At 67.9% G+C, this 23288-nt stretch carries 19 protein-coding genes; 6 read left to right on the forward strand and 13 right to left on the reverse strand.

The annotated features are described in order from the left end of the window. Positions 1–344: 344 nt before the first annotated feature. Positions 345–776, reverse strand: coding sequence for a hypothetical protein (locus ACCQ09_RS01445; protein ID WP_011035529.1), 432 nt, complete (start codon positions 774–776; stop codon positions 345–347). Between the two features lie 396 nt (positions 777–1172). Then, positions 1173–3674, reverse strand: coding sequence for an ATP-dependent helicase HrpB (gene hrpB / locus ACCQ09_RS01450; protein WP_040940391.1), 2502 nt, complete (start codon positions 3672–3674; stop codon positions 1173–1175). Positions 3675–3835: 161 nt separating this feature from the next. Here hrpB and ACCQ09_RS01455 point away from each other — a divergent pair, with 161 nt between their 5' ends. After that, positions 3836–5953 (forward strand): methyl-accepting chemotaxis protein, encoded by a 2118-nt coding sequence (locus ACCQ09_RS01455; RefSeq protein WP_040940392.1) that lies wholly within the window; start codon positions 3836–3838, stop codon positions 5951–5953. A gap of 307 nt (positions 5954–6260) precedes the next feature. On the opposite strand, the gene ACCQ09_RS01460 is transcribed toward ACCQ09_RS01455, so the two are convergent. From ACCQ09_RS01460 to ACCQ09_RS01495, 8 genes are all read right to left on the reverse strand, one after another. After that, positions 6261–6734, reverse strand: a complete 474-nt coding sequence (locus ACCQ09_RS01460) for a YehS family protein (protein ID WP_040940393.1) — start codon at positions 6732–6734, stop codon at positions 6261–6263. A 116-nt stretch (positions 6735–6850) separates the two neighbouring features. After that, positions 6851–7210 (reverse strand): hydroxyisourate hydrolase, encoded by a 360-nt coding sequence (gene uraH, locus ACCQ09_RS01465; RefSeq protein ID WP_011035533.1) that lies wholly within the window; start codon positions 7208–7210, stop codon positions 6851–6853. Then, positions 7180–8601: an FAD-dependent urate hydroxylase HpyO gene (gene hpyO / locus ACCQ09_RS01470; protein WP_040940394.1), complete on the reverse strand. Its 1422-nt coding sequence runs from the start codon at positions 8599–8601 to the stop codon at positions 7180–7182. The genes uraH and hpyO overlap by 31 nt, the downstream gene beginning before the upstream one ends. Then, the gene (uraD, locus tag ACCQ09_RS01475; protein ID WP_040940395.1) at positions 8598–9089 is read right to left on the reverse strand and encodes a 2-oxo-4-hydroxy-4-carboxy-5-ureidoimidazoline decarboxylase; all 492 of its coding nucleotides are present in this window, start codon (positions 9087–9089) and stop codon (positions 8598–8600) included. The genes hpyO and uraD overlap by 4 nt, the downstream gene beginning before the upstream one ends. Further along, positions 9086–9481 (reverse strand): oxalurate catabolism protein HpxZ, encoded by a 396-nt coding sequence (gene hpxZ, locus ACCQ09_RS01480; protein ID WP_040940396.1) that lies wholly within the window; start codon positions 9479–9481, stop codon positions 9086–9088. Before hpxZ ends, uraD begins: the two co-directional genes overlap by 4 nt. Next, a complete protein-coding gene (gene puuE / locus ACCQ09_RS01485) occupies positions 9478–10368 on the reverse strand; it encodes an allantoinase PuuE (RefSeq protein WP_011035537.1) in 891 nt (296 codons plus the stop codon). Before puuE ends, hpxZ begins: the two co-directional genes overlap by 4 nt. After that, positions 10365–11621 carry a pyridoxal-phosphate-dependent aminotransferase family protein gene (locus ACCQ09_RS01490; RefSeq protein ID WP_040940397.1) on the reverse strand — a complete coding sequence of 419 codons (1257 nt, stop codon included), beginning with the start codon at positions 11619–11621 and terminating at the stop codon, positions 10365–10367. Before ACCQ09_RS01490 ends, puuE begins: the two co-directional genes overlap by 4 nt. Next, positions 11611–12882, reverse strand: coding sequence for an allantoate amidohydrolase (locus tag ACCQ09_RS01495; protein ID WP_012437072.1), 1272 nt, complete (start codon positions 12880–12882; stop codon positions 11611–11613). The genes ACCQ09_RS01490 and ACCQ09_RS01495 overlap by 11 nt, the downstream gene beginning before the upstream one ends. A gap of 314 nt (positions 12883–13196) precedes the next feature. Here ACCQ09_RS01495 and ACCQ09_RS01500 point away from each other — a divergent pair, with 314 nt between their 5' ends. The 5 genes from ACCQ09_RS01500 to clsB all read left to right on the forward strand — a co-directional run bounded on the left by ACCQ09_RS01500 (position 13197) and on the right by clsB (position 18859). Next, positions 13197–14090, forward strand: a complete 894-nt coding sequence (locus ACCQ09_RS01500; RefSeq protein ID WP_016944922.1) for a LysR family transcriptional regulator — start codon at positions 13197–13199, stop codon at positions 14088–14090. A gap of 11 nt (positions 14091–14101) precedes the next feature. Then, a complete protein-coding gene (locus tag ACCQ09_RS01505) occupies positions 14102–14272 on the forward strand; it encodes a hypothetical protein (RefSeq protein ID WP_016944921.1) in 171 nt (56 codons plus the stop codon). 1185 nt (positions 14273–15457) lie between these two features. Continuing rightward, the gene (locus tag ACCQ09_RS01510; RefSeq protein ID WP_040940398.1) at positions 15458–16654 is read left to right on the forward strand and encodes an MFS transporter; all 1197 of its coding nucleotides are present in this window, start codon (positions 15458–15460) and stop codon (positions 16652–16654) included. Between the two features lie 454 nt (positions 16655–17108). Beyond that, positions 17109–17843, forward strand: coding sequence for an endonuclease/exonuclease/phosphatase family protein (locus ACCQ09_RS01515; RefSeq protein ID WP_040940399.1), 735 nt, complete (start codon positions 17109–17111; stop codon positions 17841–17843). Continuing rightward, positions 17840–18859, forward strand: coding sequence for a cardiolipin synthase ClsB (gene clsB / locus ACCQ09_RS01520; protein ID WP_011035545.1), 1020 nt, complete (start codon positions 17840–17842; stop codon positions 18857–18859). Before ACCQ09_RS01515 ends, clsB begins: the two co-directional genes overlap by 4 nt. Positions 18860–18897: 38 nt before the next feature. Here the strand turns inward: clsB and ACCQ09_RS01525 are convergent, their stop codons facing one another. The 3 genes from ACCQ09_RS01525 to ACCQ09_RS01535 form a co-directional block, all read right to left on the reverse strand. Beyond that, the gene (locus ACCQ09_RS01525) at positions 18898–20478 is read right to left on the reverse strand and encodes a gamma-glutamyltransferase family protein (protein WP_040940400.1); all 1581 of its coding nucleotides are present in this window, start codon (positions 20476–20478) and stop codon (positions 18898–18900) included. Beyond that, a complete protein-coding gene (locus ACCQ09_RS01530) occupies positions 20478–21938 on the reverse strand; it encodes an AtzE family amidohydrolase (protein WP_040940401.1) in 1461 nt (486 codons plus the stop codon). Before ACCQ09_RS01530 ends, ACCQ09_RS01525 begins: the two co-directional genes overlap by 1 nt. 136 nt (positions 21939–22074) lie before the next feature. Further along, on the reverse strand, positions 22075–23238 hold the full coding sequence (locus ACCQ09_RS01535) for a nucleoside hydrolase (protein ID WP_228428184.1): 1164 nt from the start codon (positions 23236–23238) through the stop codon (positions 22075–22077). Positions 23239–23288: the final 50 nt, after the last annotated feature.

The raw sequence follows: 23288 nt of genomic DNA on the forward strand, positions 1-23288 counted from the left end.
GCGCGAACAGTGCTGATTGCGCCATCGATGCACGACGCTGCTCCGCGGTGCCACTGCCATACGGTCACCGGATGACGCTCGGTCGCGCAAATGGCTGCCAGCTTGCATGCAGTGTCTAGCGACTCACTGCTGAGTTGAAGACGCATGACGCATGACGCATGACGCACGAACCAAGAACCAAGAACCAAGAACCAAGAACCAAGAACCAAGAACCAAGAACCAAGAACCAAGAACCAAGAACCAAGCCGCATGTGCATCCGGACATCGCCCAGAAACATCCGGTGCCACAACGAAAAACGCCACGGTGTCAGCCGTGGCGTCAAAGGGTGTTACAGCGCGGCTGCTTATTCGATGCCGTCGCTCGGTGTCACTGCACCGCGGCGCTGGTATGCGGCGCGACGGGCATTGGCGTTGCTCGCGTGCTCACGGTCCAGACGATGCACGTTGCCGCCCAGCACTTCCTGATCGCGCTTGCGCTTGCGATACACCGCATAACCGATCAGGCCGAGGCCGGCGACCGCTGCGGCGACCGTGACGGCCGGATTGCGCTTGACCAGCCGCGTGGCAACCTTGCCACCGGTGCGCACGGCACCGAGCGCTGCGCCCGTCTTCAACCACTCGCTGGCACCAGGGCCGAAGTGGCGCAGGCTGCTGCCGGCATGACGTGCCTGGTCGCCCGCATTGGAAGCCGCGTGACGCAGGTGGTCGCCGGCATTGCCTGCCAGTTCCAGGGCACGCTCCAGGGCGCGTTCGGTGATCACTGTCAGCTTGCTCATTGGGGGCGTTTCCTTTCTGAGTATCGTGGGGCGCAGTCTGTGCGCTGGCGCGTATAGGCAGTGTTAGCGCGGCCGCGCGCGTTTTGCTCGCGGTTAGGATTGGCGCACGGCGGGCTGCTCGGCAGCGCTGGCCGGGCACGGCGGTTGGCGTGGGGCAGAGCACGCTGCGGACCGCAGTTTTGTCTGGGCAAGCGCAGCGCTCTGCAGCTGCACACGCGTACGTGGCGCTATCCGCGTGGCGCGTGCCAAAACAAAACCGAGGCTTTCGCGCACAGGCAAATCCCGGGACTTGTCCTGCGTGCCGCATGGCCCGGTGCCAAGCCCACAGTTTTGCCGAGGTTCGCGCGTGCATCGCCCAGCACGCAATCCCTGCGCCCATGCAGCCGCACGATTGCCTCAGGTGCCCCTGGGTTTGGCCCGATGCGTGGCGTTGGCGGTCCAGGGATCGTCTGGCCAGGGGTGCCGCGGGTAGCGGCCTTTCATTTCCTTTTTGACGTCCGGGTAGGTGGTGGCCCAGAAACTCTTCAGGTCCTGGGTCACCTGCAACGGCCGCCCGCCCGGGGAGAGCAGGTGCAGGGTGAGCGGGATGCGGCCATCGGCCACGCGCGGGGTTTCGGCCAGGCCGAACAGCTCCTGCAGTTTGACCGCCAGCACCGGCGGCAGCGGCTGCTGGTCGTGATCCAGCGCGTAGGTGATGGCGCGCTCCATGCCCGAGGGCACGCTGATGCGGGTGGGCGCGTGGCGGTCGATGGCCTGGCGGCGCTCCCAGGGCAACGCGGCCTTGAGTGCATCGCCCAGGCTGGCTTCGTCCAGCGCATCCAGCCGGGTCTTGCCGGCGAACGCCGGGCGCAGCCAGTGGTCGAGCGAGGCCAGCAGTGCGGTGTCGGAGAGGTCCGGCAGGCCGAGTTCCGGCATCCAGGCGCGCAGCGACACCACCCGCGCGCGCCACTGGCGCAGCCCCTCGGTCCACGGCAAGGCGTCCAGCCCCAGCTGGCGCACCGCCTCGGTGAGCGCGGCGGCGGCCTGGGCCGGGTCGACGCGGCCGGCCGGGCGGCTGTCCAGCACGATGCGGTCGAAGCTGGACTGCCGCCGTGCCACCAACGCGCGTTTGTCGGCATCCCACTGCACCACGTCCTGCTGCACGAAGCGCTCGGGCACGCTCTGGCGCAGATAGCCTTCGTCCACCGGTGCGGCGCGCAGCAACAAGGCGTCCTTGGCTTCGTAACGCAATTCGCTGGCCACCAGCCACGGCTCGCCGCGCAGGTCGCTGTGGTCGAACAGGCGCGCGCTGCGGCCATTGGCCAGCAGGTAGCGCAGCGGGTCAGTGGGGTGACGTGCGGCGATGCGGTCCGGAAACGCATGCGAGAGCAAATCGCCCAGCGCATGCGCCTCCACGCTGGTGGGTGGGGTGGCATCGCAGCGCAGGCGGCGGCGCCACTGTTTGGCGGCGGCATCGATCGCGGCCAGCGCACCGCGGTTGGCATCCGCGCCAGTGCGGCCCTGGCGGAACGCGGCCAGCGCCCGCCAGCGCGCAGCCAGCCCGTCGCCGCCCTGGCGGAGGGGGTCGCGGGCTTCCAGCAGTGCGGCCAGGTCACAGGCCAGCGCCAGTCGCGCCGGCGTGCCGGCCTGTGCCAGCAGTGCGGCCAGGCGCGGGTGCGTGCCCAGGGCCAGCATCCGCCGTCCCAACGCGGTGATACCGCCCTCTGCGTTCAAACCGCCCAGCCGCTGCAACAGCTCGCGCGCGGCGGCCAGTGCGCCGCCGGGCGGGGCATCGACGAAGCGCAGCGCATCGCTGCCCCAGGCGGCCAGTTCCAGCGCCAGGCCGGTCAGTTCCACCTGGGTGATCTCGGCGCGGCGCTGCGGCTCCAGCCGCTGCGATTGCGGCCACAGCCGGTAGGCCCAGCCGCTGGCCACGCGCCCGGCGCGGCCGGCGCGTTGATCGGCCGAGGCCTGCGCGATGCTGGTCACATCCAGCCGCGAAAAGCCGCTGTTGGGGTCGTAATGCGGCTCGCGCGCCAGCCCGCTGTCGATCACCACGCGCACGCCCGGCAACGTCACCGACGACTCGGCCACGTTGGTGGCCAGCACTACGCGGCGCCGGCCCTGCGGGTCGGGCTGCAGCACCTGGCTTTGTGCCTCCACCGGCAGCTCGCCGTGCAGCGGCAGCAGTTGCATTGCTGGATCCAGCGCGTCCTGCAAGGCCGCCTGCACGCGTGCGATCTCGCGTTGACCGGGCAGGAACACCAGCACGTCGCCAGGATGCGTGGCCAGCGCATGTTCCACCGCGCGGCGGGTCTGCGGCTCCAGCGCTTCGTCGCGGCGCGCTGGAAAATGCGCCACTTCCACCGGGTAGCTGCGCCCGGCACTGCTCAGCCGCGGGGCATCGAGAAAACTGGCCAGGCGCTCGCCATCCAGCGTGGCCGACATTGCCACGATGCGCAGGTCCTCGCGCACCTGGCTCTGCACATCCAGCGCCAACGCCAGGCCCAGGTCGCCGGCCAGGTGCCGTTCGTGGAATTCGTCGAAGAGCAACGCACCCACGCGTTCCAGCATCGGGTCGTCCTGCAGCATGCGGGTCAGGATGCCCTCGGTGACCACCTCGATCCGCGTGCGCGCGGAGGTCTTGTTCTCGAAGCGGATGCGGTAGCCCACGGTCTCGCCGACCGGCTCGCCCAGCTGGCGCGCCATGAACAGCGCGGCGCTGCGCGCGGCCACCCGGCGCGGTTCCAGCATCACGATGCTGCGGCCCGCCAGCCAGGGCGCATCCAGCAGCGCCAACGGCACCTGGGTGGTCTTGCCGGCGCCGGGCGGCGCTTCCAGCACCAGACGCGGATGGGCGGCGAGGCTGTCGCGGATCTGCGGCAGCAGCGGGGAAATCGGAAAGGCGGGGTCACTCATGCGCGGCAAGGATACTGGGGCGGGGTGGTGCGGGCGATGACCGGCCGTGTCCGGAACTGACCCACACGGTGTCCGTGGCCCGTCCGCCGTGGCCTGCCGCAGACTTCAGTGCCAGGCAGGCGCGTCGATATCAATAGGACATCCTCCAGTGAATCTCCGGTATGTCCTCCCCGTCCCCCCGCTTCATCAGTCTGCAAAGCAAATTGCTTGGCGCGCTCGCGCTGGGTCTATCGGTCATCCTGCTGTGCGCGCTCGGGGGGCTGGGAACCGCGTGGTTGAGCCTGTCCGGCAAGGTGCCGCTGGAAGTGGCGCAGGCATCGGCGAGCGAAGAGGTCACCCGCGATTTCCGCATGCAGGTGCAGGAATGGAAAAATGTGCTGATCCGCGGCCGCGACCCGGCGCAGCTGGACAAGCACTTGAGTGCCTTCCGCGCGCAGGGCAGCAAGGTGCAGGCCGGTACCGAAGCGCTGACCAAGACCCTGTCGGATGCGCAGGCACGCGCGCTGGCGCAGGAATTCGCCAAGGCGCATCTGACTCTGCAGGCGCATTACGAAGCCGCTTTGGGCAAGTTCGCCGATGCCGGCTATGACACCCAAGTGGGCGATGCGCTGGTGAAGGGGCAGGACCGCGCGCCCAGCCAGGCCCTGGAGGCACTGGTGACCCGCGCCAAGACGCTGGCCGACGCCGCGGTGCTCGCCAGTGCCCAGGCAGCGCAGCAGAAGCTGGTGTATGCCGGCGTGGCGACGATTGCCGCGGCGCTGTGCCTGGTGGTGGTGCTGGGTTGGTGGATCCGCCGCTCCATCGTGCGCCCGATCGAAATCGTGGCGCGCGCGGCGCGTTCGGTGGCGGCCGGCGATCTGGCCGCACGTGCGGTGATCGGCAACCGCGATGAAATCGGCCTGCTGGGCCAGGCCATGACCCAGGTGGTCAGCACGCTCGCCGATGTTTCCAGCGCGCAGGCCGACATGGCGCAGCGGCATGAAGCCGGCGAAATGAGCTACCGGATGGACGCCGACGCATTCCCGGGCGCCTACGGCCGCATGGTGAGCGACACCAACGGCCTGGTGGGTGCGCAGGTGGGCCTGATCGGCGACATGTTGCAGGTGATGCAGCATTACGCGGTGGGCGACATGTCGGTGGAGATGCCGCGTCTGCCGGGCGAAAAGGCGCGCATCACCGAAGCCATGGACACCACCAAGCACAACCTGGCCGCCATCAACGGCGAAATCCGCGGGCTGGTCGAGGCCGCGGCAGCCGGCGACTTCGCCACGCGCGGCAATGCGCAGGCGTATCAGTTCGAATTCCGCGGCATGGTGGACGGCCTCAATGGTTTGATGCACAACGTGGACCACAACCTGGGCGAGCTGTCGCAGTTGCTCAAGGCCATTGCCGACGGCGACCTGACCGCGCGCATGCACGGCAACCAGCAAGGCGTGTTCGCGCGCATGCGTGACGATGCCAACGCCACCGTGCAGCGGCTCACCGACATCGTCGGCGACATCACGCTGGCGGCGCAGACCATCCGCACTGCTTCGGCGGAAATTGCCGCCGGCAATGCCGACCTGGCCCAACGCACCGAACAACAGGCCGCCAACCTGGAAGAAACGGCAGCCTCCATGGAAGAACTCACCTCGACCGTGCGGCAGAACGCCGACACCGCGCAGCAGGCCAGTCGCGGCGCGCAGGCGGCAGCCGACATCGCCGGCCGTGGCGGCGACATGGTGGGCAGCGTGGTGGAGACGATGGGCGAGATCGAAGTATCGTCAAAGAAGATCGCCGAGATCATCAGCGTCATCGACGGCATCGCGTTCCAGACCAATATCCTGGCCCTGAACGCCGCGGTAGAAGCGGCGCGCGCCGGCGAGCAGGGCCGTGGATTTGCGGTAGTGGCCTCGGAAGTGCGTGCGCTGGCGCAGCGCTCGGCCGGTGCCGCCAAGGAGGTCAAGCACTTGATCGACGCCTCGGTGGATAGCGTCGAACGTGGCAGTGCACGGGTGGAGCAGGCCGGGCAGACGATGCAGCAGATCGTGCAGTCGGTGCAGCAGGTCACCACCTTGATCGCTGAGATTTCCGCGGCGTCACGCGAGCAGTCGTCCGGCATCGAACAGGTGGCACGCACGGTCAACGACATGGACGAAACCACCCAGCGCAACGCCGCGCTGGTGGAAGAAGCCTCGGCCGCGGCACGTGCGATGGAAGAACAGGCCGTGGAACTGAGCGAAGCGGTCTCGGTGTTCCGCCTGGATGCACGGCGCCCGCGTCTGGTGGCGGCTGCCTGAGCAAGCGCATCGACCTGGCGATGTGGCCGTGTCATCAGGCTGCATCGAGGTCGTGCGCGTCGCAGCGCGGGTGCATTGCTGCCCTCTCACACGCTGCGATGCGTGCAGGTGCGGCGCACTGGCGTGCCGAGCTTCATCACCCGCAACGGCCGTTGCACGGCAGGTCGCGTTGGGGCGGCCGCGAGACGCCGTCAGCGGCCGTCAAGTGGTGCAACTGCTGCGAAGGGACCGGAACGTACGCGTCGTCCATGCCGGTTCCACGCACATGGCCGCCTGCCGGTTGAGCAGGCGCCTGCTGGTCGCGGGCTTACCCGGCTTCGCGCATGCGGGCGGTGAGGCCCTTGAGGAAGGCGCGTAGCAGCTGGTCGCCGCAGGGGCGGAAGTTCTTGTGGCCGGGTTGGCGGAACAGCGCCGACAGTTCCGGCTTGGACAGCGGGAAACCAGCGTTGGCGAAGATGGCGTGCATGTCCACGTCTTTCAGTTCGAAGGCCACGCGCAGCTTCTTCAGCACCAGGTTGTTGCCGACGCGGGTTTCCAGCGGGCGCGGCGGCTGGCTTTCGTCGCGGCCGCGGAAGCGCAGCACCAGGCCATCCAAAAAGCGCGCCAGCATCGCATCCGTGCAGGGCTCGAAACCGGGCTCGTCTTCCTTTTTCAGCCAGGCCTGCACCTGCGGCTTGTCGAGCGCGAATGCGGGGTCGGCCAGCTGGGCGATCTCCACCACCTTGTCGTCGCTGAGGTCGAGCATGTAGCGGATGCTGCGCAGTACATCGTTGTGAATCATGGCGGTTCCGGAGCTCCGGCGCGGTGCCGGAAAGCGGCCATTCTACGGGCGCGCGGTGAAACCGGGCGTGTGGTCGGTGCCGCTTGCGCCGGTGACGCGGCCCACACCGGCGCAGATCAGCTGCCGCGATAGGTGGAATAGCCGTACGGCGACAGCAGCAGCGGCACGTGGTAATGGCCATGCTCGCCTAGGTTGAAGACGATCGGCACCATCTCCAGGAACGGCGGGTCGGCCAGCGCGGTGCCGCTGGCCTGCCAGTAGCCGGCCACGTCGAACTCCAGCCGGTAGCGGCCCCTTGCCAGATGCAACGTGGCCAGGGCCGGGCAGCGCCCGTCGGCATCGGTGGCCGCCTCCAGGCACAGGGTGTCGCCGGCGAACAGGCGCAGCGTGACGCCCGCAGCCGGGCGGCCGGCGGCGGTGTCGAGCACATGGGTGGAGAGCGTGCTCATGCCACCGCCTGCGTGGGCTGTGGCCATTGGCCGACGAATTCGGCCTGGTCGTAGCCCAGGTAGGCCTCGACCATGGCCTGGCGGTCGTCCAGGAACAGCTGGTCGGCCACCGCCCGTGCCAGCCGCGGCAGCGCCACTTTCAGCCCCGATAACGCCGCTGCAGACAAGCCGTGGTTGATCAGCGCCGAATAGTTGAAGGCGAACAGCCCGTGCACCGCGGCGGCATCGTCGGGCGTGCGGGGCAGTAGCTCGAATCCAGGGCCCAGGTAGGGGTGCGCGTCCAGCACCGGATTGGCCTGGCCGGGCGGGGCCTGGTAGCGGTCGGCCCAGCAGGCGATGCGCCCGGACAGCGCGGCCAGCTCCGGGCGCAGCCGCGGGTCGGTGACCAGGCCGGTGGCGATGGCCAGGAAGTCGAAGCGGTGCTCGCCCTGCGGGGTGCGCACCACCACCGCGTCGTTGCGTTCTTCCACGCCCAGCCATGGCGCGTCCAGGTGCAGCACAAAGCCGGCATGCGCGCAGGCGCGCTGGAAGGTGTCGTTGGTGGGCGGTTGGTTGCGGCCGAAGAAGCTGGCCATCATGCGGTACTTGTCGGCGTCGGGCAGGGCGGCGAAGCGCGGAATGATGCCGGCCTGTTCCATGTGGCGGATCGGGTTGACCCGCGGCAGCGCGGCGCGGCGCACGAATACTTCCGCACGCGCCACGCCCTGGTCCAGCGCGAAGCAGGCGTTGTCGAACGCCGAGGCGCCGCCACCCAGGATGCCCACGCGCTTGCCGGCCAATGCGGCGTAATCGATGGGGCCGGAAGTATGCGCGTAACGCTGCGCCGGCAGGGCCTGGGTGATCCACTCAGGCACCTGCCATTGGCCGCCGCCCTGGATGCCGGTGGCCAGGATGATCTTGCGCGCCATCAGCGGCGCGCCCATCGCCAGGTGCAGGCGATGGATGCCGGGCGCGGCGTCTGGCTCGATGCGCACCAGCTGGGTGGCATTGCGCACCGGCAGCCGCAGCGCCGCGCGGTACCAGCGCAGGTAGTCCATCCAGGTGCCGCGCGGAATCTTGTCCAGTGCGTCCCAGCCGGCGGCACCGTGCTGCGCTTCCCACCAGGCGCGGAAGGTGAGCGTGGGCACGCCCAGGTCGATCGAAGTGATCTGCTTGGGCGTGCGCAGCGTCTGCATGCGTGCGTAGGTGACCCAGGGGCCCTCCTGCCCGGGCGGGTTTTCGTCGATCACCAACACGTTATGCACGCGCTCGCGTTGCAGGGCGAAGGCCGCGCCCAGGCCGCTCTGCCCGGCGCCGACGATGACCACGTCGTACACATGGCCGGCCGGATGCACGCGCGGGCGCACCCAGGGTTCGCCGCCGTGGGCGAGGCGTTGCAGGTCGTGTTGCAGCGCGTGTTCGAGTTGAGCCAGGCTCATGGCAATGCCTCCAGGCGCAGGTGCACGATCTTGCCGATCTCGGCGAGGGCGGTGGCGATTTCGTCGTTGCGTGATGCGTCCAGGCGGCGCTGCAGTTCGGCCAGGATTCCGGCCTTGTCCTGCAGGCGCACGCAGATCACGAAGGGGAACCCAAAGCGCTGCCGGTAGGCGTGGTTGAGTGCGTGGAAGCGGTTGAATTCGTCTTCGTCGAGCCGGTCCAGGCCGGCCGAGGCCTGCTCTGCGGCGGAGGCGGCAGTGAGGGTGCGATCGATTGCGGCCTTGCCGGCCAGCTCTGGATGCGCGCGGATCAGCGCCAGCTGATCGTCGGGTGAGGCGTCGTACACCACCTGCATCAATCCGCCAAACACATCGTCGAACGGGCGGCGGCGCGCAGCGCGTTCGACTACCCATGGCGAATGCTCGAACAGCGCGCGGTAGCGCGCCACGAAGGCGGCGGTGTCCAGCGCGTTGGCATCGATCACGCTCATGCGTGGCTGCCTTGCAGCGAGACGTGCGCAGCCACCACTTTCCAGCCGTCGGCAAAGCGCACCCAGGTCTGGCTCTGGCGGCCGTGCGCGATGCTGCCCTCGCGCACGAATTCCGCATGCGTGGTGGCAAGATCCTGGCCGAAGCCGTGCACCGCAACGTGCACGAGCTGGCGCTGCGGCGAGCCGCCACGGCCGATGCGAAATGCACGGATCGCCTCGCTGCCGTACAGCACCTCGCCCACGCCATAACGCACCGTGCTTGGCGCGGCATGGAACAGCGCATCCATCGCGGCGATATCGTCGTGCATCAAGGCCTGCTCATACGCATGGAATGCCGCGGTGACCTCGGCGATCACTTCCGGCAGATCGATGCTGGCCGTGTCGATGCTCATGCCGGGTGCACCTGTAGCCAGTGGCGCGCAATGTCGATACGGCGTGCAACCCAGGCATCGCCACTGGCCAGCACGTGATCGACAAAACGTGCCAGCGCCGCGGCACGCGCCGGCTTGCCGACGATGCGCCCGTGCAGGCCGATGGAGAGCATGCGCCCGCCTTCGCTGCGCAGTTGTTCGAAGCTGTCGTGCAGATAGCGGAAGAACGGCTCGCCATCGGCAAAACCGTTGTAGGCGACGAATTTCATGTCGTTGACATCGAGCGTGTACGGCACGATCAGTTGCGCGCGGCCGTGGCGCCGGTCGTAGTACGGCACGTCGTCGGCATAGCTGTCGGCGTCGTAGACAAAGCCGCCTTCCTCGGCCACTAGACGCGCGGTGTTGGGGCTTGTGCGGCCTTGATACCAGCCAAGCGGGCGGCTGCCGGTGACTTGCGTATGCAGGGCGATGGCCTCGGCCAGATGCGCGCGTTCGGTGGCTGCATCCACGTGCTGGTAGTCGATCCAGCGCAACCCATGGCTGGCGATTTCCCAGTCGGCCGATTGCATCGCCGCCACCGCCTCGGGATTGGCGGCGAGCGCGGTGGCGACACCGAACACGGTGACCGGCACGCCGCGCGCGCTGAACAGCCGATGCAGCCGCCAGAACCCGGCGCGGCTGCCGTATTCGTACAGGCTTTCCATCGCCATGGCGCGTGCGCCCGGATGCGACGGCGCGCCGACCATTTCCGACAGGAACGCTTCCGAACCGGCATCGCCGTTGAGCACGCAGTTTTCCGCGCCCTCTTCGTAGTTGATGACGAACTGCACCGCGATGCGCGCGCCACCTGGCCATTGCGCCGGCGGCGGCGTGGCGCCATAACCGACCAGGTCGCGCGCCGTACTCATGCAGCCGGCTCCGCATGCCAGGCGGCGCGTGCGGCTTCGACCGCCAGGCCTTGGGTGCACGCGTAGCCCTCGGCGCGCAGCACCGCTTCCAGTGCGGCCAGGGTGAGCAGCACCTTGTGCTTCATCGCGTTGTAGCCCATCGCACCGATGCGCCAGATCCTGCCTTGCAGCGGGCCGAACGCGGTGCCGATCTCGATTTCAAAATCTTCGCGCATGCGCCGACGCACCGCTTCACTGTCGACGCCGTGCGGGATGACCACGCCGGTGACATTGCTCATGCGGTGCGCATCGTCGCCGAAGACCTCCAGCCCCAGTGCGCGCACGCCGGCACTGACCGCGCGGCCGGCAGCCGCATGCCGCGCGTAGCGCGCCTCCAGGCCTTCCTGCAAGGCCACGCGTGCGCATTCGCGCGCGCCGTACAGCATGGTGGTGGCTTCGGTGTGGTGATTGAGGCGCTTGTCGGACCAGTAATCCATGATCATCGCCAGGTCGAAATAATTCGAGGCGATGCGTGGGCCGCTGCCGTTGGCGATGTCCTCGCGCACGATGCCGCGTTCGACATGCCGCCGCGCAAAGATCGCCTCCGCTGCCGCGGCAGAGACAGTGATCGGCGCCGAGCCGGACGGCCCGCCCAGGCATTTCTGCAGCCCCGCGGTGACCACGTCCACCTCCCAGCGGTCGCTGGCGATGTCCATGCCGCCGATGGTGGCTGTGGCGTCCACGTAAGACAGCGCGCCCGCTGCGCGGCACAGCGCGCCCAGGCCATCGAGCGGCTGCGCCATGGTGGTGGAGGTGTCGCCGTGCACGGTGGCCACCAGCTTGGGTGCCACGCGTGTGATCGCCTCGGCAATCGCCGCCAGCGGCACCACCTCGCCCCACGGCGCATCCACGGTGTGGACGTCGGCGCCGAGTCGGCCAAGGATTTCGGTCAGCAACAAACCGAAGCGGCCGAAGTTGATCACCAGCACGCGGTCGCCCGGCTGCACCAACGAAACCAGCGCGGCTTCGATGCCGGCGCGCGCCGTGCCATCGACCAAAAAAGTCCAGCGGTTCTGGGTGCCGAACAAGGGGCGGTACAGCGCCATCACCTCGTTCATGTAGGTGGTCATTTCCGGGTCGAACTGGCCAAGCAGGTCGGCCGCCATCGCACGCAGCACGCGTGGATGCGCATTGACCGGGCCGGGGCCCATCAACAGGCGTTGCGGCGGATCCAGTTCGCCGAAGGTGTGCAGGTGGCGCAGGTCAGGTGCCAATGGGAGCTCCGAAGTGTTCGATGAAATGGCGCATCACCGCCAGGGCGACCTCGGCATCGGCCGGGTCGACGTGTTCGTCCGGATGATGGCTGATGCCGCCGGCGCAGCGCACGAACAGCATCGCGGTGGGGCAGAGCGCCGCCATCACCATGGCGTCGTGCCCGGCGCCGGAGACCAGCGGCCGTGGTGTGATGCCTTGCGCGGCGACCGCTTGCGTCAGGCGGGCGATCAATGCCGGCGCGCAGGGGCTGGCCGCCAGCGCCTGCAGCGGCTCGACGGCGATGGCAACCCCGCGCGCGGCAACCACCTGCTCCAGGGCGCGTTCGATCTGCGCCACTGCAGCGTCGCGGCGGTGGTCATCGCCGGCGCGCACGTCCAGCGTGCAGTCCACGCGGCCGGGCACCACGTTAATGGCGCCGGGGGCGACCTCCAGCTTGCCGACCGTGGCAACCAGATCGCCGCCGCCACTGCGCGCAATCTGCTCGATCATCAGCAGCGCTTCGGCCGCCGCGCTCAAGGCGTCGCGGCGCAGCGCCATGGTGGTGGTGCCGGCGTGGCCGGCGCGGCCGTCGAAGCGCAGCCGAAAGCGCCGTTGCGCGGCGATGCCGGTGACGATGCCAACCGGCAGCTGCGCGGCTTCCAGCACCGGGCCTTGTTCGATATGCGTTTCCAGATACGCCAGCACGCTGCCCGGCACGCGCGCGGCTTCATGTAGACGTGCGGCGTCCAGGCCCCACGCGGCCAGCGCGGTGGCCACGTCGACGCCGTCTGGATCGCGCACGGCCAGGGCGGCCGCATCCAGCGTGCCGGCCACCGCGCGGCTACAGAACATCGATGCCGGAAAGCGCGAGCCTTCTTCATCGCCGAACCCAACGACTTCGATCGCAAACGGCAGCCGGCGCTCTTGTGCGTGCAGCGCGGCCACGCATTCGATGCCGAGCAGCACGCCCAGCGGGCCGTCATAGCGCCCGGCCGCGCGCACGCTGTCCAGGTGGCTGCCGATCAACAGCGCCGGTGCGTGCGCATGCGCGCCTTCGTAGCGCCCGACCAGATTGGCGGCCGCATCCAGGCGCACCTGCATGCCGGCCTGGCGCATCCACGTGCCCACCTGCTCGGTGGCGGCGCGATGCGCCGGGCTGAGCCAGCTGCGAAACAGACCGGTGGGGGTGTCGCTGAAAGGCGCCACGCCCAGCGCATCACAGCGCGCCACCGCCCGTGCGCCGGAGGCAACCGGGGCGTTGCTCGCCACCGCACTCAGCATGCGGCGACCCGGAGGCGGTATGGCAGGGCAAACGCAGCGGTGGGCTGGGGCATGTCTGCGTGCTCGATGTGGTGGCCCGTGTTGCGGGGGCGGGAGGGGGCGCCTCGACTATACGAACGCGGTCGTGTCGCCCCAAAGCGGTTTTTTTCGAGGTTGGCGTTGCAAAAAATGCGACGGGCCTGGAGCGAGCACCTGCACAGAGGAGCGCGGGGTATGCAGTGGCCGAATCCCGTGCTGCGCGCATCGCCGACCGGGCGTGCCAGGCCCATTGCCGGACTGTTACAGTCGATGCGGGGCATGAATCGGATTCACCAATGGCGCGCGATAATTTCAAGGACCTGCTGGCGCTGATCGCCATCGTGCGGGAAGGCAGCTTCACCCGTGCCGCGGCAAAGCTGGGGGTGTCGCAGTCGGCGCTCAGCCACACCATCCGCGGCCTGGAGGCGACGCTCGGCCTGCGCCTGCTCACCCGCACCACCCGCAGCGTGGCGCCGACCGAGGCCGGCGAGCGCCTGATCCAGACGGTGGCGCCGCGCTTTGCCGAGATCGAAGAGGCGCTGTCGGCGCTGAGCGAGATGCGCGACACCCCGGCTGGCAGCGTGCGCATCACCGCCACCGACTATGCCGCGCGCGAAATCCTGTGGCCCAAGCTGGCGGTGCTGCTGCGCCAGTACCCGGACATCAAGGTGGAACTGGTGGTGGACAACGGCCTGACCGACATCGTGGCCGACCGCTACGATCTCGGCGTGCGCCTGGGCGACCAGGTGGAAAAAGACATGATCGCCGCGCGCATCGCCCCGGACATGCGCATGGCATTGATCGCCTCGCCCGCCTATCTGGAACGCCGGCCGCTGCCCAGGACCCCGCAGGATCTCACCGCGCACCTGTGCATCAACCTGCGCATGACCAGCGCCGGCGGCATCTACGCCTGGGAACTGGAAAAGGACGGTCGCGAGATCGCGGTGCGCGTGGAGGGCCAGCTCACCTTCAACAGCATCTATGAAGCGCTGGATGCGGCGCTGCAGGGGTTCGGCATTGCCTTCGTGCAGGAAGACCTGGCCCGGCCGCACATCAAGGCCGGGCGGCTGCGCTGGGTGATGAAGGACTGGTCACCCACCTGGCCCGGCCTGCACGCGTTCTACCCCAGCCGCCGGCATTCCTCGCCCGCGTTCAACCTGGTGCTGGAGGCGCTGCGGCATAAGGGCTGAGGGTTGCGCTGGTGTTGGAACGCGGTCGAATCCTGACCGTGTATCTGGCCAGGGAGCTGGAACCGCGCAGTATCACGGGCAACACGGTGGCGCCAGGCGCCATTGCCACCGACTTTCTCGGCGGCGCGGTGCGCGATAGGCCGGACTACACCAACGCTGTCGTCATCGCACACCACGTATGAGCGCGCTCGCGCGCGATGAAGCTGTCCCGGTGACGCCCCATCGCGCGCAAGCGCGCTCCTACGACCGCCGCGTGCGGGAGTGCCGGGACATCAGACCAGGCGCCGCAGATTCGACTGTTTGGCGGAGGTGTTAAATGCGTGACTGTAGCCGCCATCCGTGATGGCGGTACACACCACGTAGGAGCGCGCTCGCGCGCGACGAAGCTGTCCCGGTAACGCCCGATCGCGCGCAAGCGCGCTCCTACGACCGCCGATGCGTGCGGAAGTGTCGTGACATCAGACCAGACACAGCGGATTCGCCTGTTTGGCAGAGGTGTCGTATGCGTGATGTGTACCGCCATCCGTGATGGCGGTACACATCACGTAGGAGCGCGCTCGCGCGCGATGGAGCTGTCGCGGTGACGCCCATCGCGCGCAAGCGCGCTCCTACGACCGCCGACGCGTGTGGGAGTGTCGTGACATCAGACCAGGCGCCGCAGCTTTGCCTGTTTAGCGGAGGCGTTGCACGCGTGACTGTGACTGCCATCCGTGATGGCGGTACACGTCACGTAGGAGCGCGCTTGCGCGCGATGAAGCTGTTTCGGTGACGCCCCATCGCGCGCAAGCGCGCTCCTACGACCGCCGACGCGTGCGGGAGTGCCGCGACATCAGGCACGACACCGCAGATTCGACTGTTTGGCGGAGGCGTTGCATGCGTGACTGTGACCGCCATCCGTGATGGCGGCACACATCACGTAGGAGCGCGCTTGCGCGCGATGAAGCTGTCCCGGTAACACCCCATCGCGCGCAAGCGCGCGCCTACGGAGGGCATGTGCGTGGCCAGCCGGCGCCGCGTTCCGCACCAGGCGCATGACCTCCGCCCAAGCCTCAGTAGACAGATGCCGCAGACGGCCAGGCAGCGGAAACGCACACCATCCAATGAACAGCGCTCATAAGCCCATGCGCTTTGGCCAGCTTTATCGCACTGGCCATCCTGCGTACGCTGCGCAGCCTGGCGTTGCCCTTGTTGAGGCTTGCAACGCTGCGTGCGTTGCGGCGTGGGCGCTATGCGCCAACCGTGACTTCTTCAGAACAATGCCTCACAGCGCAGCGTGTGCGCATGCCACAGCTCGGTGCTCCCACGCCGTCATGTGCGGTGCTAAAACGCAGTGGCGCTCTCCCGTTCCAGTCTTCAAAGGATCCTGCATGTCTTCCGCATCCACTGCTTCCGCCGCCGTGCGCGCTGCGCCCAGCGCCAGCCGCCAGACCTGGAGTGCGGTGGGCTCGTTGTCGTTGTGCGTGGCGTTGTTGATCGCCTCCGAGTTCATGCCGGTCAGCCTGCTCACGCCGATCGCGGCCGATCTGCATGCCACCGCCGGCATGGCCGGGCAGGCGATCTCCATCTCGGGGTTGTTTGCGGTGCTGGCCAGCCTGCTCATCGCGCCACTTACGTCGCGCTTCAATCGCCGGCATGTGCTGATCAGCCTGAGCGCGGTTATGTTGCTGTCATTGTTGCTGATCGCCAATGCGCATTCGTTCGGCATGTTGATGGCGCCGCGTGCGCTGCTGGGGATCACCATCGGTGGTTTTTGGGCGCTGGCCACCGCCACGGTGATGCGCATGATGCCCGAGGAGGCGGTACCCAAGGCGCTGGGCATCGTCTACATCGGCAACGCGGTGGCGACCGCATTTGCCGCGCCGTTGGGTAGCTATCTGGGCGCGGTGATCGGCTGGCGTGGCGTGTTCTGGGGCATGGTGCCGTTGGTGGCGCTGACCATCGCCTGGCAGTGGCGCAGCCTGCCATCCTTGCCTGCGCAGGGTGGCACCTCGCTGTGCAGCATCGCCGCATTGCTCAAGCGTCGCTACGTGGCGCGCGCGATGCTGGCGATCATGTTGGGCTTCGCCGGTGCGTTCTCTGCGTTTACCTATTTCCGCCCGTTCCTGGAGAACGCCGCGCACGTGGATGTATCCCACTTGTCGTTGCTGCTGCTCGGGCTGGGCCTGGCCGGTTTTGCCGGCACCTATGCCGCCACGGCCCTGCTGCCGAAGCGCTTGTTCAGTCTGCTCACCGTGCTGCCGGTGGCGTTGGGCGTGGCCACCGTGGCGATGCTGCTGACCAGCCATCTGCTGTGGGGCGTTGCAATCGCGATGATTGCGTGGGGTACGCTCAATTCGGCACTATCGGTGGCGTGGTCCACCTGGCTGAGCCGCTGCATCAAAGATGCACCGGAAGCCGGTGGCGGCCTGATGGTGGCCGCCATCCAGCTGGCCATCATGCTCGGTGGCGCACTGGGCGGCGTGCTGCTGGATCACGTCTCCATCGCCGCCACCTTCATCGGTGCCAGCGTGCTGCTGTTGGCTGCATCGTTGGTGGCAGGTAGTGGTGCGCGGTTGCAGCCTTGACCGTGAAATCCTTCTCGATTTCGGCCCGCGCGGCGAGACGGTTTTAGGGTTTACGCCGCCTGCTGCGGTGAGCCACTTACGCCTGATCTGGCTGGTGCTCTCAGCGACTGGTTTGCATGTGCGATGTACGTGCTCAGCGGCCGCGAGAGGTCATACGCAGCTTGGGAGCGCGACAGGGCTCTCCGTGCAACGCGTGCAGCCTGGCCGCTTATTAGGCGCCCCGTTTGCTGTTGCTACAAGAATTGATCGACGATGCGCTAGGTAGATCGCCGCGTCCAAATCACCGCCATACAGCAGACAGATCGACCAAAGCGAGCCGATCCATCTCATCCGCACAGGTGCTGACTCAAAGGAGGCCGAGCGGTCGCTGGCGCAACTGCCAACCGTGCCCTCACACATGCACTGAACACGCCATCGGCACAATCGATTGTCAGCCCCTCATGACAGTCACACGTTGATCAATGTCCTGACCCTCAATGCCCACATGGGCTTTGACCTGCTCAAGCGGCGCTTCATTCTTGCCGCGTTGCGTGAGGCCATTCGCGAGGTCTGCGCCGAGATCGTGTGCCTGCAGGAAGTCCTGGGCGAACACGCGCTGCACGCCCGGCGACACGCGCAGTGGCCTGCCGTGGCGCATTACGAATATCTCGCGGAAATGCTGTGGCCGCAGTTCTCCTATGGGCGCAATGCGGTGTATCCGCACGGGCACCATGGCAATGCGGTGTTGTCGAAGTTTCCTATCTCAAGTTTCGCCAATCACGATGTGTCCGTGCCCGGCCACGAGCCACGGGGGGTACTGCACGCGGTGCTGCAGGTGCCGGGCTGGTCGGAGGAGCTACAGGTGTTCTGCGTGCACCTCGGCTTGCACGAAGCGCACCGGCAGCAGCAGATCGGCCTGCTGTGCGCGCGGGTGGCTGCGCTCTCGGCCGATGCGCCGGTCGTGGTGGCGGGCGACTTCAACGACTGGCGGGCGCGCGGCCATCCGCTGCTCACGCGCTGTGGTCTGGTCGAGGCCGTCGAATGCATGCACGGGCGCGTGGCGCGCAGCTTTCCCTCGCGCTTTCCGGTCTTGCCGCTGGACCGCATCTATCTGCGCAATCTGCGGGTGGTGCAGGCGCGCGTCCTGTCCGGTCTGCCGTGGTCGCGGCTCTCCGATCATCTGCCGTTATTGGCGAGTATCGCGCCATGAGCCGGCAGCCCGCGCTCTGCTGGCGCCAAGGGCATCGCATGCGTCTGCTGGAAAATGGCGAGAACTACTTCGCACGCTTTTACCAGATGATCGCCGCCGCGCAAGACGAGATTCTGCTGGAAACGTTCATCCTGTTCGAGGATGCGGTGGGCCTGCAATTGCAGCAGCACCTGATCGACGCGGCACAACGCGGCGTGCGGGTACACCTGCTGGTGGATGCATTCGGCTCGTGCGCATTGTCCCCGCGGTACGCACGCGACCTTGCCGAGGCGGGCGTGCAGCTGCGCCTGTTCGACCCGGAGCCCACACCGCTGCGCAGGCGCATCAATATGTTCCGCCGCCTGCATCGCAAGCTGCTCGTCGTCGATCAGGCCATTGCCTTCGTCGGCGGCATCAATTATTCGGCCGATCAACTGGCCGGGTCAGGGCCGCAGGGCAAACAGGATTACGCCATCGAGCTGCAGGGGCCGGTGGTGTGTGATATCGCTGCCTTCATGCAGCAGGCCGCGCGTGGCAGCGGGGCCGGCGAGGGCTGGACGCCGGATCCGTCATCACCCGCATCAACAGCTGCCGAGAGCGGCGAGGTTTGCTTTATCGCGCGTGACAACGGCTCACGCTCGCGCAGCATCGAACAGGCGTACCGGCAGGCATTTGCCGATGCGCGGCAGGAAATCATCATCGCCAACGCGTACTTCTTCCCGGGCTACGGATGTCTGCGTGATCTGTGTGCGGCCGCGCGGCGCGGCGTCCACGTGCGCCTCATCGTGCAGGGACAACCCGACACCCCGCTTGCCTTGTTGGCAGCGCGTTTGCTGTACCGCCAGTTGCTCGCTGCCGGGGTGCAGATCTTCGAGTACTGCGAGCGACCGTTCCATGGCAAGGTTGCGGTGATCGATGGGTATTGGAGCACGGTCGGTTCCAGCAACCTGGACCCACTCAGCCTGGCACTGAACCTGGAGGCGAACGTGCTGGTACGCAACCATGCCTTCGCAGAGGTCTTGCGTGAGCGCTTGTAACGTTTGATGACGCAGGCACGAGAGGTCGCACCCAACCCTCACCACCCAGCCACCGCACCATCCGATCTTGGGTCGCTCGCACCACTCACCACGCCGGTGACCTCACGCACCAGGGCGCCAGCATGCCCCATCACCGAGCTATAGGCCGGTAACAGTTCGACGGCGTGGCCGGCGTCGCGCAGTGCTTGCACCACGGCCGGGTCGAAGCGGTCTTCCAGCTTCAACGTGGTGCTGTCGTCGCCCCAGGTGCGGCCGAGCAGCCAGCGCGGTGCGGTGATGGCCTGTTGCAACGGCATGCCGAAGTGGGCGTAGCGCGAGAACAGCGCGGCCTGGGTCTGCGGTTGGCCTTCGCCGCCCATGGTGCCGTAGGCCATGACGCGGCCATCGTCGAAGGTGGCCAGGGCGGGGTTGAGGGTGTGGAACGGTTTACGCCCTGGGGCGAGTGCATTCCAGCCGTCGGTGGCGAGGCGAAAGCTGCAGCCGCGATTCTGCCAGGTGATGCCGGTATGCGGCAGCACCAGGCCGGAGCCGAATTCGAAATAGGTGGACTGGATGCAGCTCACCGCGCGGCCCTGCGCGTCGATGGCGCCGAACCAGACGGTGTCGCCGGCCTGCGAGGGCTGCGGCCAGGGCAGGGCCGCGTGCAGGTCGATGCGGGCGGCCAGTGCGTCCAGCGCAGCGCTGTCGTCGAGCAGGGCTTGTGCGTCGAGCGTCATCCAGGCGCGGTCGCCGATGTGGGCGTCGCGAATCAGGAAGGCCTGTTTGGTGGCTTCGATCAAGCCATGCAGGTGCGCGAAGCTGTCTGCCTGCGTGGCCGGCAGGCGGTCGAACAGCGCCAGGATCAACAGCGAGGCCAGCCCTTGCGTGGGCGGTGCGTGGTTATACAAACGTGCGCCAGCGATGGCGACTGAGAGCGGCACGCTGGCCTCGGCGGTGTGTGTGGCCAGGTCATCCGCATGCAACGGGCTGCCGAGTGCGCGTAGGTCGGCGGCGATGTCATCGGCGAGCGCGCCGCGGTAGAAACTGTCCAGGCCATCGTGCGCCAGCCGTTGCAGGGTGCGCGCGAGCTGCGGTTGCTGCAGCACGGCGCCCTCGTGCAGGGGCGCGCCACGCGGCTCGAAGATGCGCGCATAGGCGCCCGGCAGGCAACGCAGTTCATCGCCCTTGCTGGCGGCGATGTGCGCACCGCCGAGCGTGATCGGCACGCCCAGCTCGGCGTGGTGGATGGCCTCTTCCAGCAGCTGCTGCAGCGGAAGCGTGCCACCGCCGTGCTGGAGCGCGAGCGCCCAGCCGGAGACGGTGCCGGCTACGGTATTGGCGGCGCCCGGGCCGCGCCAGGGGATGTCGGCGTGGCCGCGATAGAAGTCCAGCGTGGCCGCCTGTGCCGCACGGCCGCAGGCGTCGATGGCGTGTACGCGGCCGTCGGGTTCGTGGATCAGCCAGAAGCCATCGCCGCCGATGCCGGTCATGTGCGGATACACCACGGCCAGACAGGCGGCGGTGGCCACCGCTGCTTCGATGGCGTTGCCGCCGGCACGCAGGATGTCGCGCCCGGCCTGCGCGGCCAGATGGTGAGGCGCGACCACCATGCCGCGGCGTGCGCGCAGGGTGTGCAGCATCAGCGTGTCTGCGCCGGTGCGCTGAAGGCGAGCAGCCCATCGCGTTCGAGTTGCGCGGCCAGCGCGAACAGGCGGTCTTCGCGGCCTGGCGCGGCAATCAGCTGCACGCCCAGCGGCAAGCGACCCGGGCGCGGTAGCGGCGCGGCCAGCACCGGGCAGGCGGCCAGCCCAAGCGGTTGGGTGAAGATGCCCAGGTTGGCGCGTGCCGAGACCGGCAGGCCATCGATGATGATGCTCTCTTGGTCGATGCGCGGCGCCACGCCAGGTGTGGCCGGCGCGATCAACACATCCACACGGTCCCACAGCATGCGCATGGCCCGCGCGAACCACTGCGCGAAGTGGTGTGCATCGGCCACCGCGCTGGCCGGCAGTTGCAAGCCGGCCAACAGGCGGTCGCGGGTGGCCGGGTCGAATTGGGCGGCCTGTGTGCTCAGGCTGCTGCGATGGCGGTGCCCGCCCTCGGCGGCGGTGAGCACGAAGGCGGCGGCGCGTGCGCGCTCGGCGTCCGGCAACTCCATGATGATGGTGGCGCCGATCGCGGCGAGCAGCGTGCCGAGGCCGGCCTCCAGCTCGGGATCGAGGTTGCGTTGGAACCAGCCGCCCAATTGCGCGATACGCAGCGTCTCCACGCTGCAAGCGGGTACCGGTTGACCCTGCATCACTTCGTAGACGCGGCGCAGGTCGGCGACCGATGTGGCGAACGGGCCCACCACATCCAGCGCATCCACGAACGGGAACACGCCCTCCAACGGCAGCGCGCCGTGGGTCGGTCGCAACCCGTATACGCCGCACAAGGCAGCCGGCACGCGGATCGAACCATTGGTGTCCGAGCCCAGTGCAAATGGCACTAATCCAGCTGCCACCGCGGCGGCCGAGCCACCGGACGAGCCGCCGGCCAGATGGCGATGGTCGTGCGGATTGGCGGTGGTGCCGTAATGCGCGTTGACCGTGGCAAAGCCGTAGGCAAATTCGTCCATGTTGGCGGTGCCCACCAGCACTGCACCGGCATCGCTCAGGCGCTGCACCACGGCCGCATCGCGCGTGGCCGGCGTGCTCTGTGCGCGCAGCGCAGCACCGGCGGTGGTGACCTGCCCGGCCACATCGAACAGATCCTTGACCACGAACGGCACGCCGGCCAGCGCGCCGCCATCGCTGCCGCCGGCCAGCGCGGCCTGCACGCGCGCGGCATCGGCCGCGGCGCGCGCCGGCAACAAGCGGGTGATGGCATGCAGGCCATCGTTGGCCTGATTGATGCGGCCCAGTGTCTGGGTGGCCAGGCGCGCCGCCTGTGCGGGCTGGCTGCGCGTGCTGCCGACGATGGAGGCGATCTGCCCGCGCGAAGTGCTTGTGTCCGGTGATGCGGGGCGCGGTGCGTTGAAGCTGGCGAGCAGCTGCGCGTGACCACGCAGGACCTCGGTGTTGCGATCGATGCCGGCCTGCCACTGCGCGGGGAGTTGCATGGGGTCACCTTGGGTTGCTGGGAGTGGTGCGGGTGCGTGGTGTCGCTCGAGCCCCTCTCCCGCCGGGAGAGGGGTTGGGGTGAGGGTGCCCCGCTAGTTGGAGATGTATCAGGTATGCGTTTACCTTGCTTGCCACCTACTCAACTGGCGTGGCGTCTTTATCGGGTGACGTACCCTCATCCGCCCTTCGGGCAACTTCTCCCGATGGGAGAAGGGGGAGCGGTAAACCCACTGCTGGTGATTGCGGTGCAGTGAGGTGATCGACCAATAGCTGCTCAAACGCCTGCACATTCACCGCATGCACCACCGTCTGCGCCTGTTCGCCCAGGCCCGGCTGGTAGCCCGGCGCCCACGACAAAATGTCGCCGTAGCCTGCGTCGAACGCGGTGTTGGTGTCGATGTAGAGCGTTTCGGTGTGCGTCGCCAACTCGGGGCGCAGCCACACCGCAGTGGCCAGCTCGTCCCACATCGGAAAGCCGGTTTCGCGGCGACGCAATGCGTGGCCGATGGGGGTATCGGCCGCGCTCATGCGCGCCAATAGTTCCGGGGTGAGTTCGGTGGCGGTGGAGGGATCCACCGGCACCATGGTGATCTTCCGCCACGGTGCACGCATGACGATGCTGGCGGCTTCCGGGTCCCAGCGGATGTTGAATTCGCGGCGTGGCGAGTTGACGAACTCGCGCGCGAATTGGCGCGCGCTCACGCTGTCGCGCTGCTGGCGTGGGTTGAGGCTGCCGCCCATGTAGACCAGTTCGCGCGCCAGCGTGGCGAAGGCCGGGTCCAGGGCCTGCGCGAGGGCCAGGTTGGTCAATGGGCCAGTGGCAATGATGCTCACCTCGCCGGGGTATTGGCGCACCATGCGCAGCATGAACAGCGCCGCCGGTTCGTCGGATGCGCGCACCACGCTGGGGTTGCCCAGTGGCAGGTCGGGCACCACGTCGTGCGCGTGATAACGCGGCGCACTCTGCACGGTGTCGCCATCCACCCAGTGTTTGGTCCATGCACCTTTCCACACCAGCTTGCCGTACAGCGCTTCCCACCGTTCGGTGGCCAGCTCGCTGTTGAGCAGCGGGTGCACCGGGCCGGGATGCACCGGAATGTGCGGCTGCCCGGCCAGTTCCAGCAGGCGGCAGCTGTGTGCGATCACCTCATCGCGCCAGATGTTGCCGCTGACCGCGCTGATGCCGAGCACCTCGACCTCCGGCGACTGCAGCAGCAACAACTGCGCCGGCGTGAAGCCGTCGATGTCGTCTTCGAGGATGACGCGGCGTTTGGATGGGGCGGCGTGCGAGTGGGTCATTGCGCTGTGGTCATGGATGGAAAATGTATTGCAGCGGCGATGCAGCGGAA

The sequence above is a fragment of the Xanthomonas sp. NCPPB 2586 genome (genome assembly GCF_041475775.2).
Lineage (GTDB): Bacteria > Pseudomonadota > Gammaproteobacteria > Xanthomonadales > Xanthomonadaceae > Xanthomonas > Xanthomonas campestris.

Excerpts from the sequence above, each read along its gene's own strand:
- hrpB (WP_040940391.1), bottom strand. The coding sequence starts at position 3,674 with ATGAGTGACCCCGCCTTTCCGATTTCCCCGCTGCTGCCGCAGATCCGC.
- ACCQ09_RS01445 (WP_011035529.1), bottom strand. The coding sequence starts at position 776 with ATGAGCAAGCTGACAGTGATCACCGAACGCGCCCTGGAGCGTGCCCTG.
- ACCQ09_RS01535 (WP_228428184.1), bottom strand. The coding sequence starts at position 23,238 with ATGACCCACTCGCACGCCGCCCCATCCAAACGCCGCGTCATCCTCGAA.
- uraD (WP_040940395.1), bottom strand. The coding sequence starts at position 9,089 with ATGAGCGTGATCGATGCCAACGCGCTGGACACCGCCGCCTTCGTGGCG.
- ACCQ09_RS01455 (WP_040940392.1), top strand. The coding sequence starts at position 3,836 with ATGTCCTCCCCGTCCCCCCGCTTCATCAGTCTGCAAAGCAAATTGCTT.
- hpyO (WP_040940394.1), bottom strand. The coding sequence starts at position 8,601 with ATGAGCCTGGCTCAACTCGAACACGCGCTGCAACACGACCTGCAACGC.
- hpxZ (WP_040940396.1), bottom strand. The coding sequence starts at position 9,481 with ATGAGCATCGACACGGCCAGCATCGATCTGCCGGAAGTGATCGCCGAG.
- ACCQ09_RS01510 (WP_040940398.1), top strand. The coding sequence starts at position 15,458 with ATGTCTTCCGCATCCACTGCTTCCGCCGCCGTGCGCGCTGCGCCCAGC.
- ACCQ09_RS01500 (WP_016944922.1), top strand. The coding sequence starts at position 13,197 with ATGGCGCGCGATAATTTCAAGGACCTGCTGGCGCTGATCGCCATCGTG.
- ACCQ09_RS01525 (WP_040940400.1), bottom strand. The coding sequence starts at position 20,478 with ATGCTGCACACCCTGCGCGCACGCCGCGGCATGGTGGTCGCGCCTCAC.
- ACCQ09_RS01530 (WP_040940401.1), bottom strand. The coding sequence starts at position 21,938 with ATGCAACTCCCCGCGCAGTGGCAGGCCGGCATCGATCGCAACACCGAG.
- ACCQ09_RS01460 (WP_040940393.1), bottom strand. The coding sequence starts at position 6,734 with ATGATTCACAACGATGTACTGCGCAGCATCCGCTACATGCTCGACCTC.
- clsB (WP_011035545.1), top strand. The coding sequence starts at position 17,840 with ATGAGCCGGCAGCCCGCGCTCTGCTGGCGCCAAGGGCATCGCATGCGT.
- uraH (WP_011035533.1), bottom strand. The coding sequence starts at position 7,210 with ATGGCCACAGCCCACGCAGGCGGTGGCATGAGCACGCTCTCCACCCAT.
- puuE (WP_011035537.1), bottom strand. The coding sequence starts at position 10,368 with ATGAGTACGGCGCGCGACCTGGTCGGTTATGGCGCCACGCCGCCGCCG.
- ACCQ09_RS01495 (WP_012437072.1), bottom strand. The coding sequence starts at position 12,882 with ATGCTGAGTGCGGTGGCGAGCAACGCCCCGGTTGCCTCCGGCGCACGG.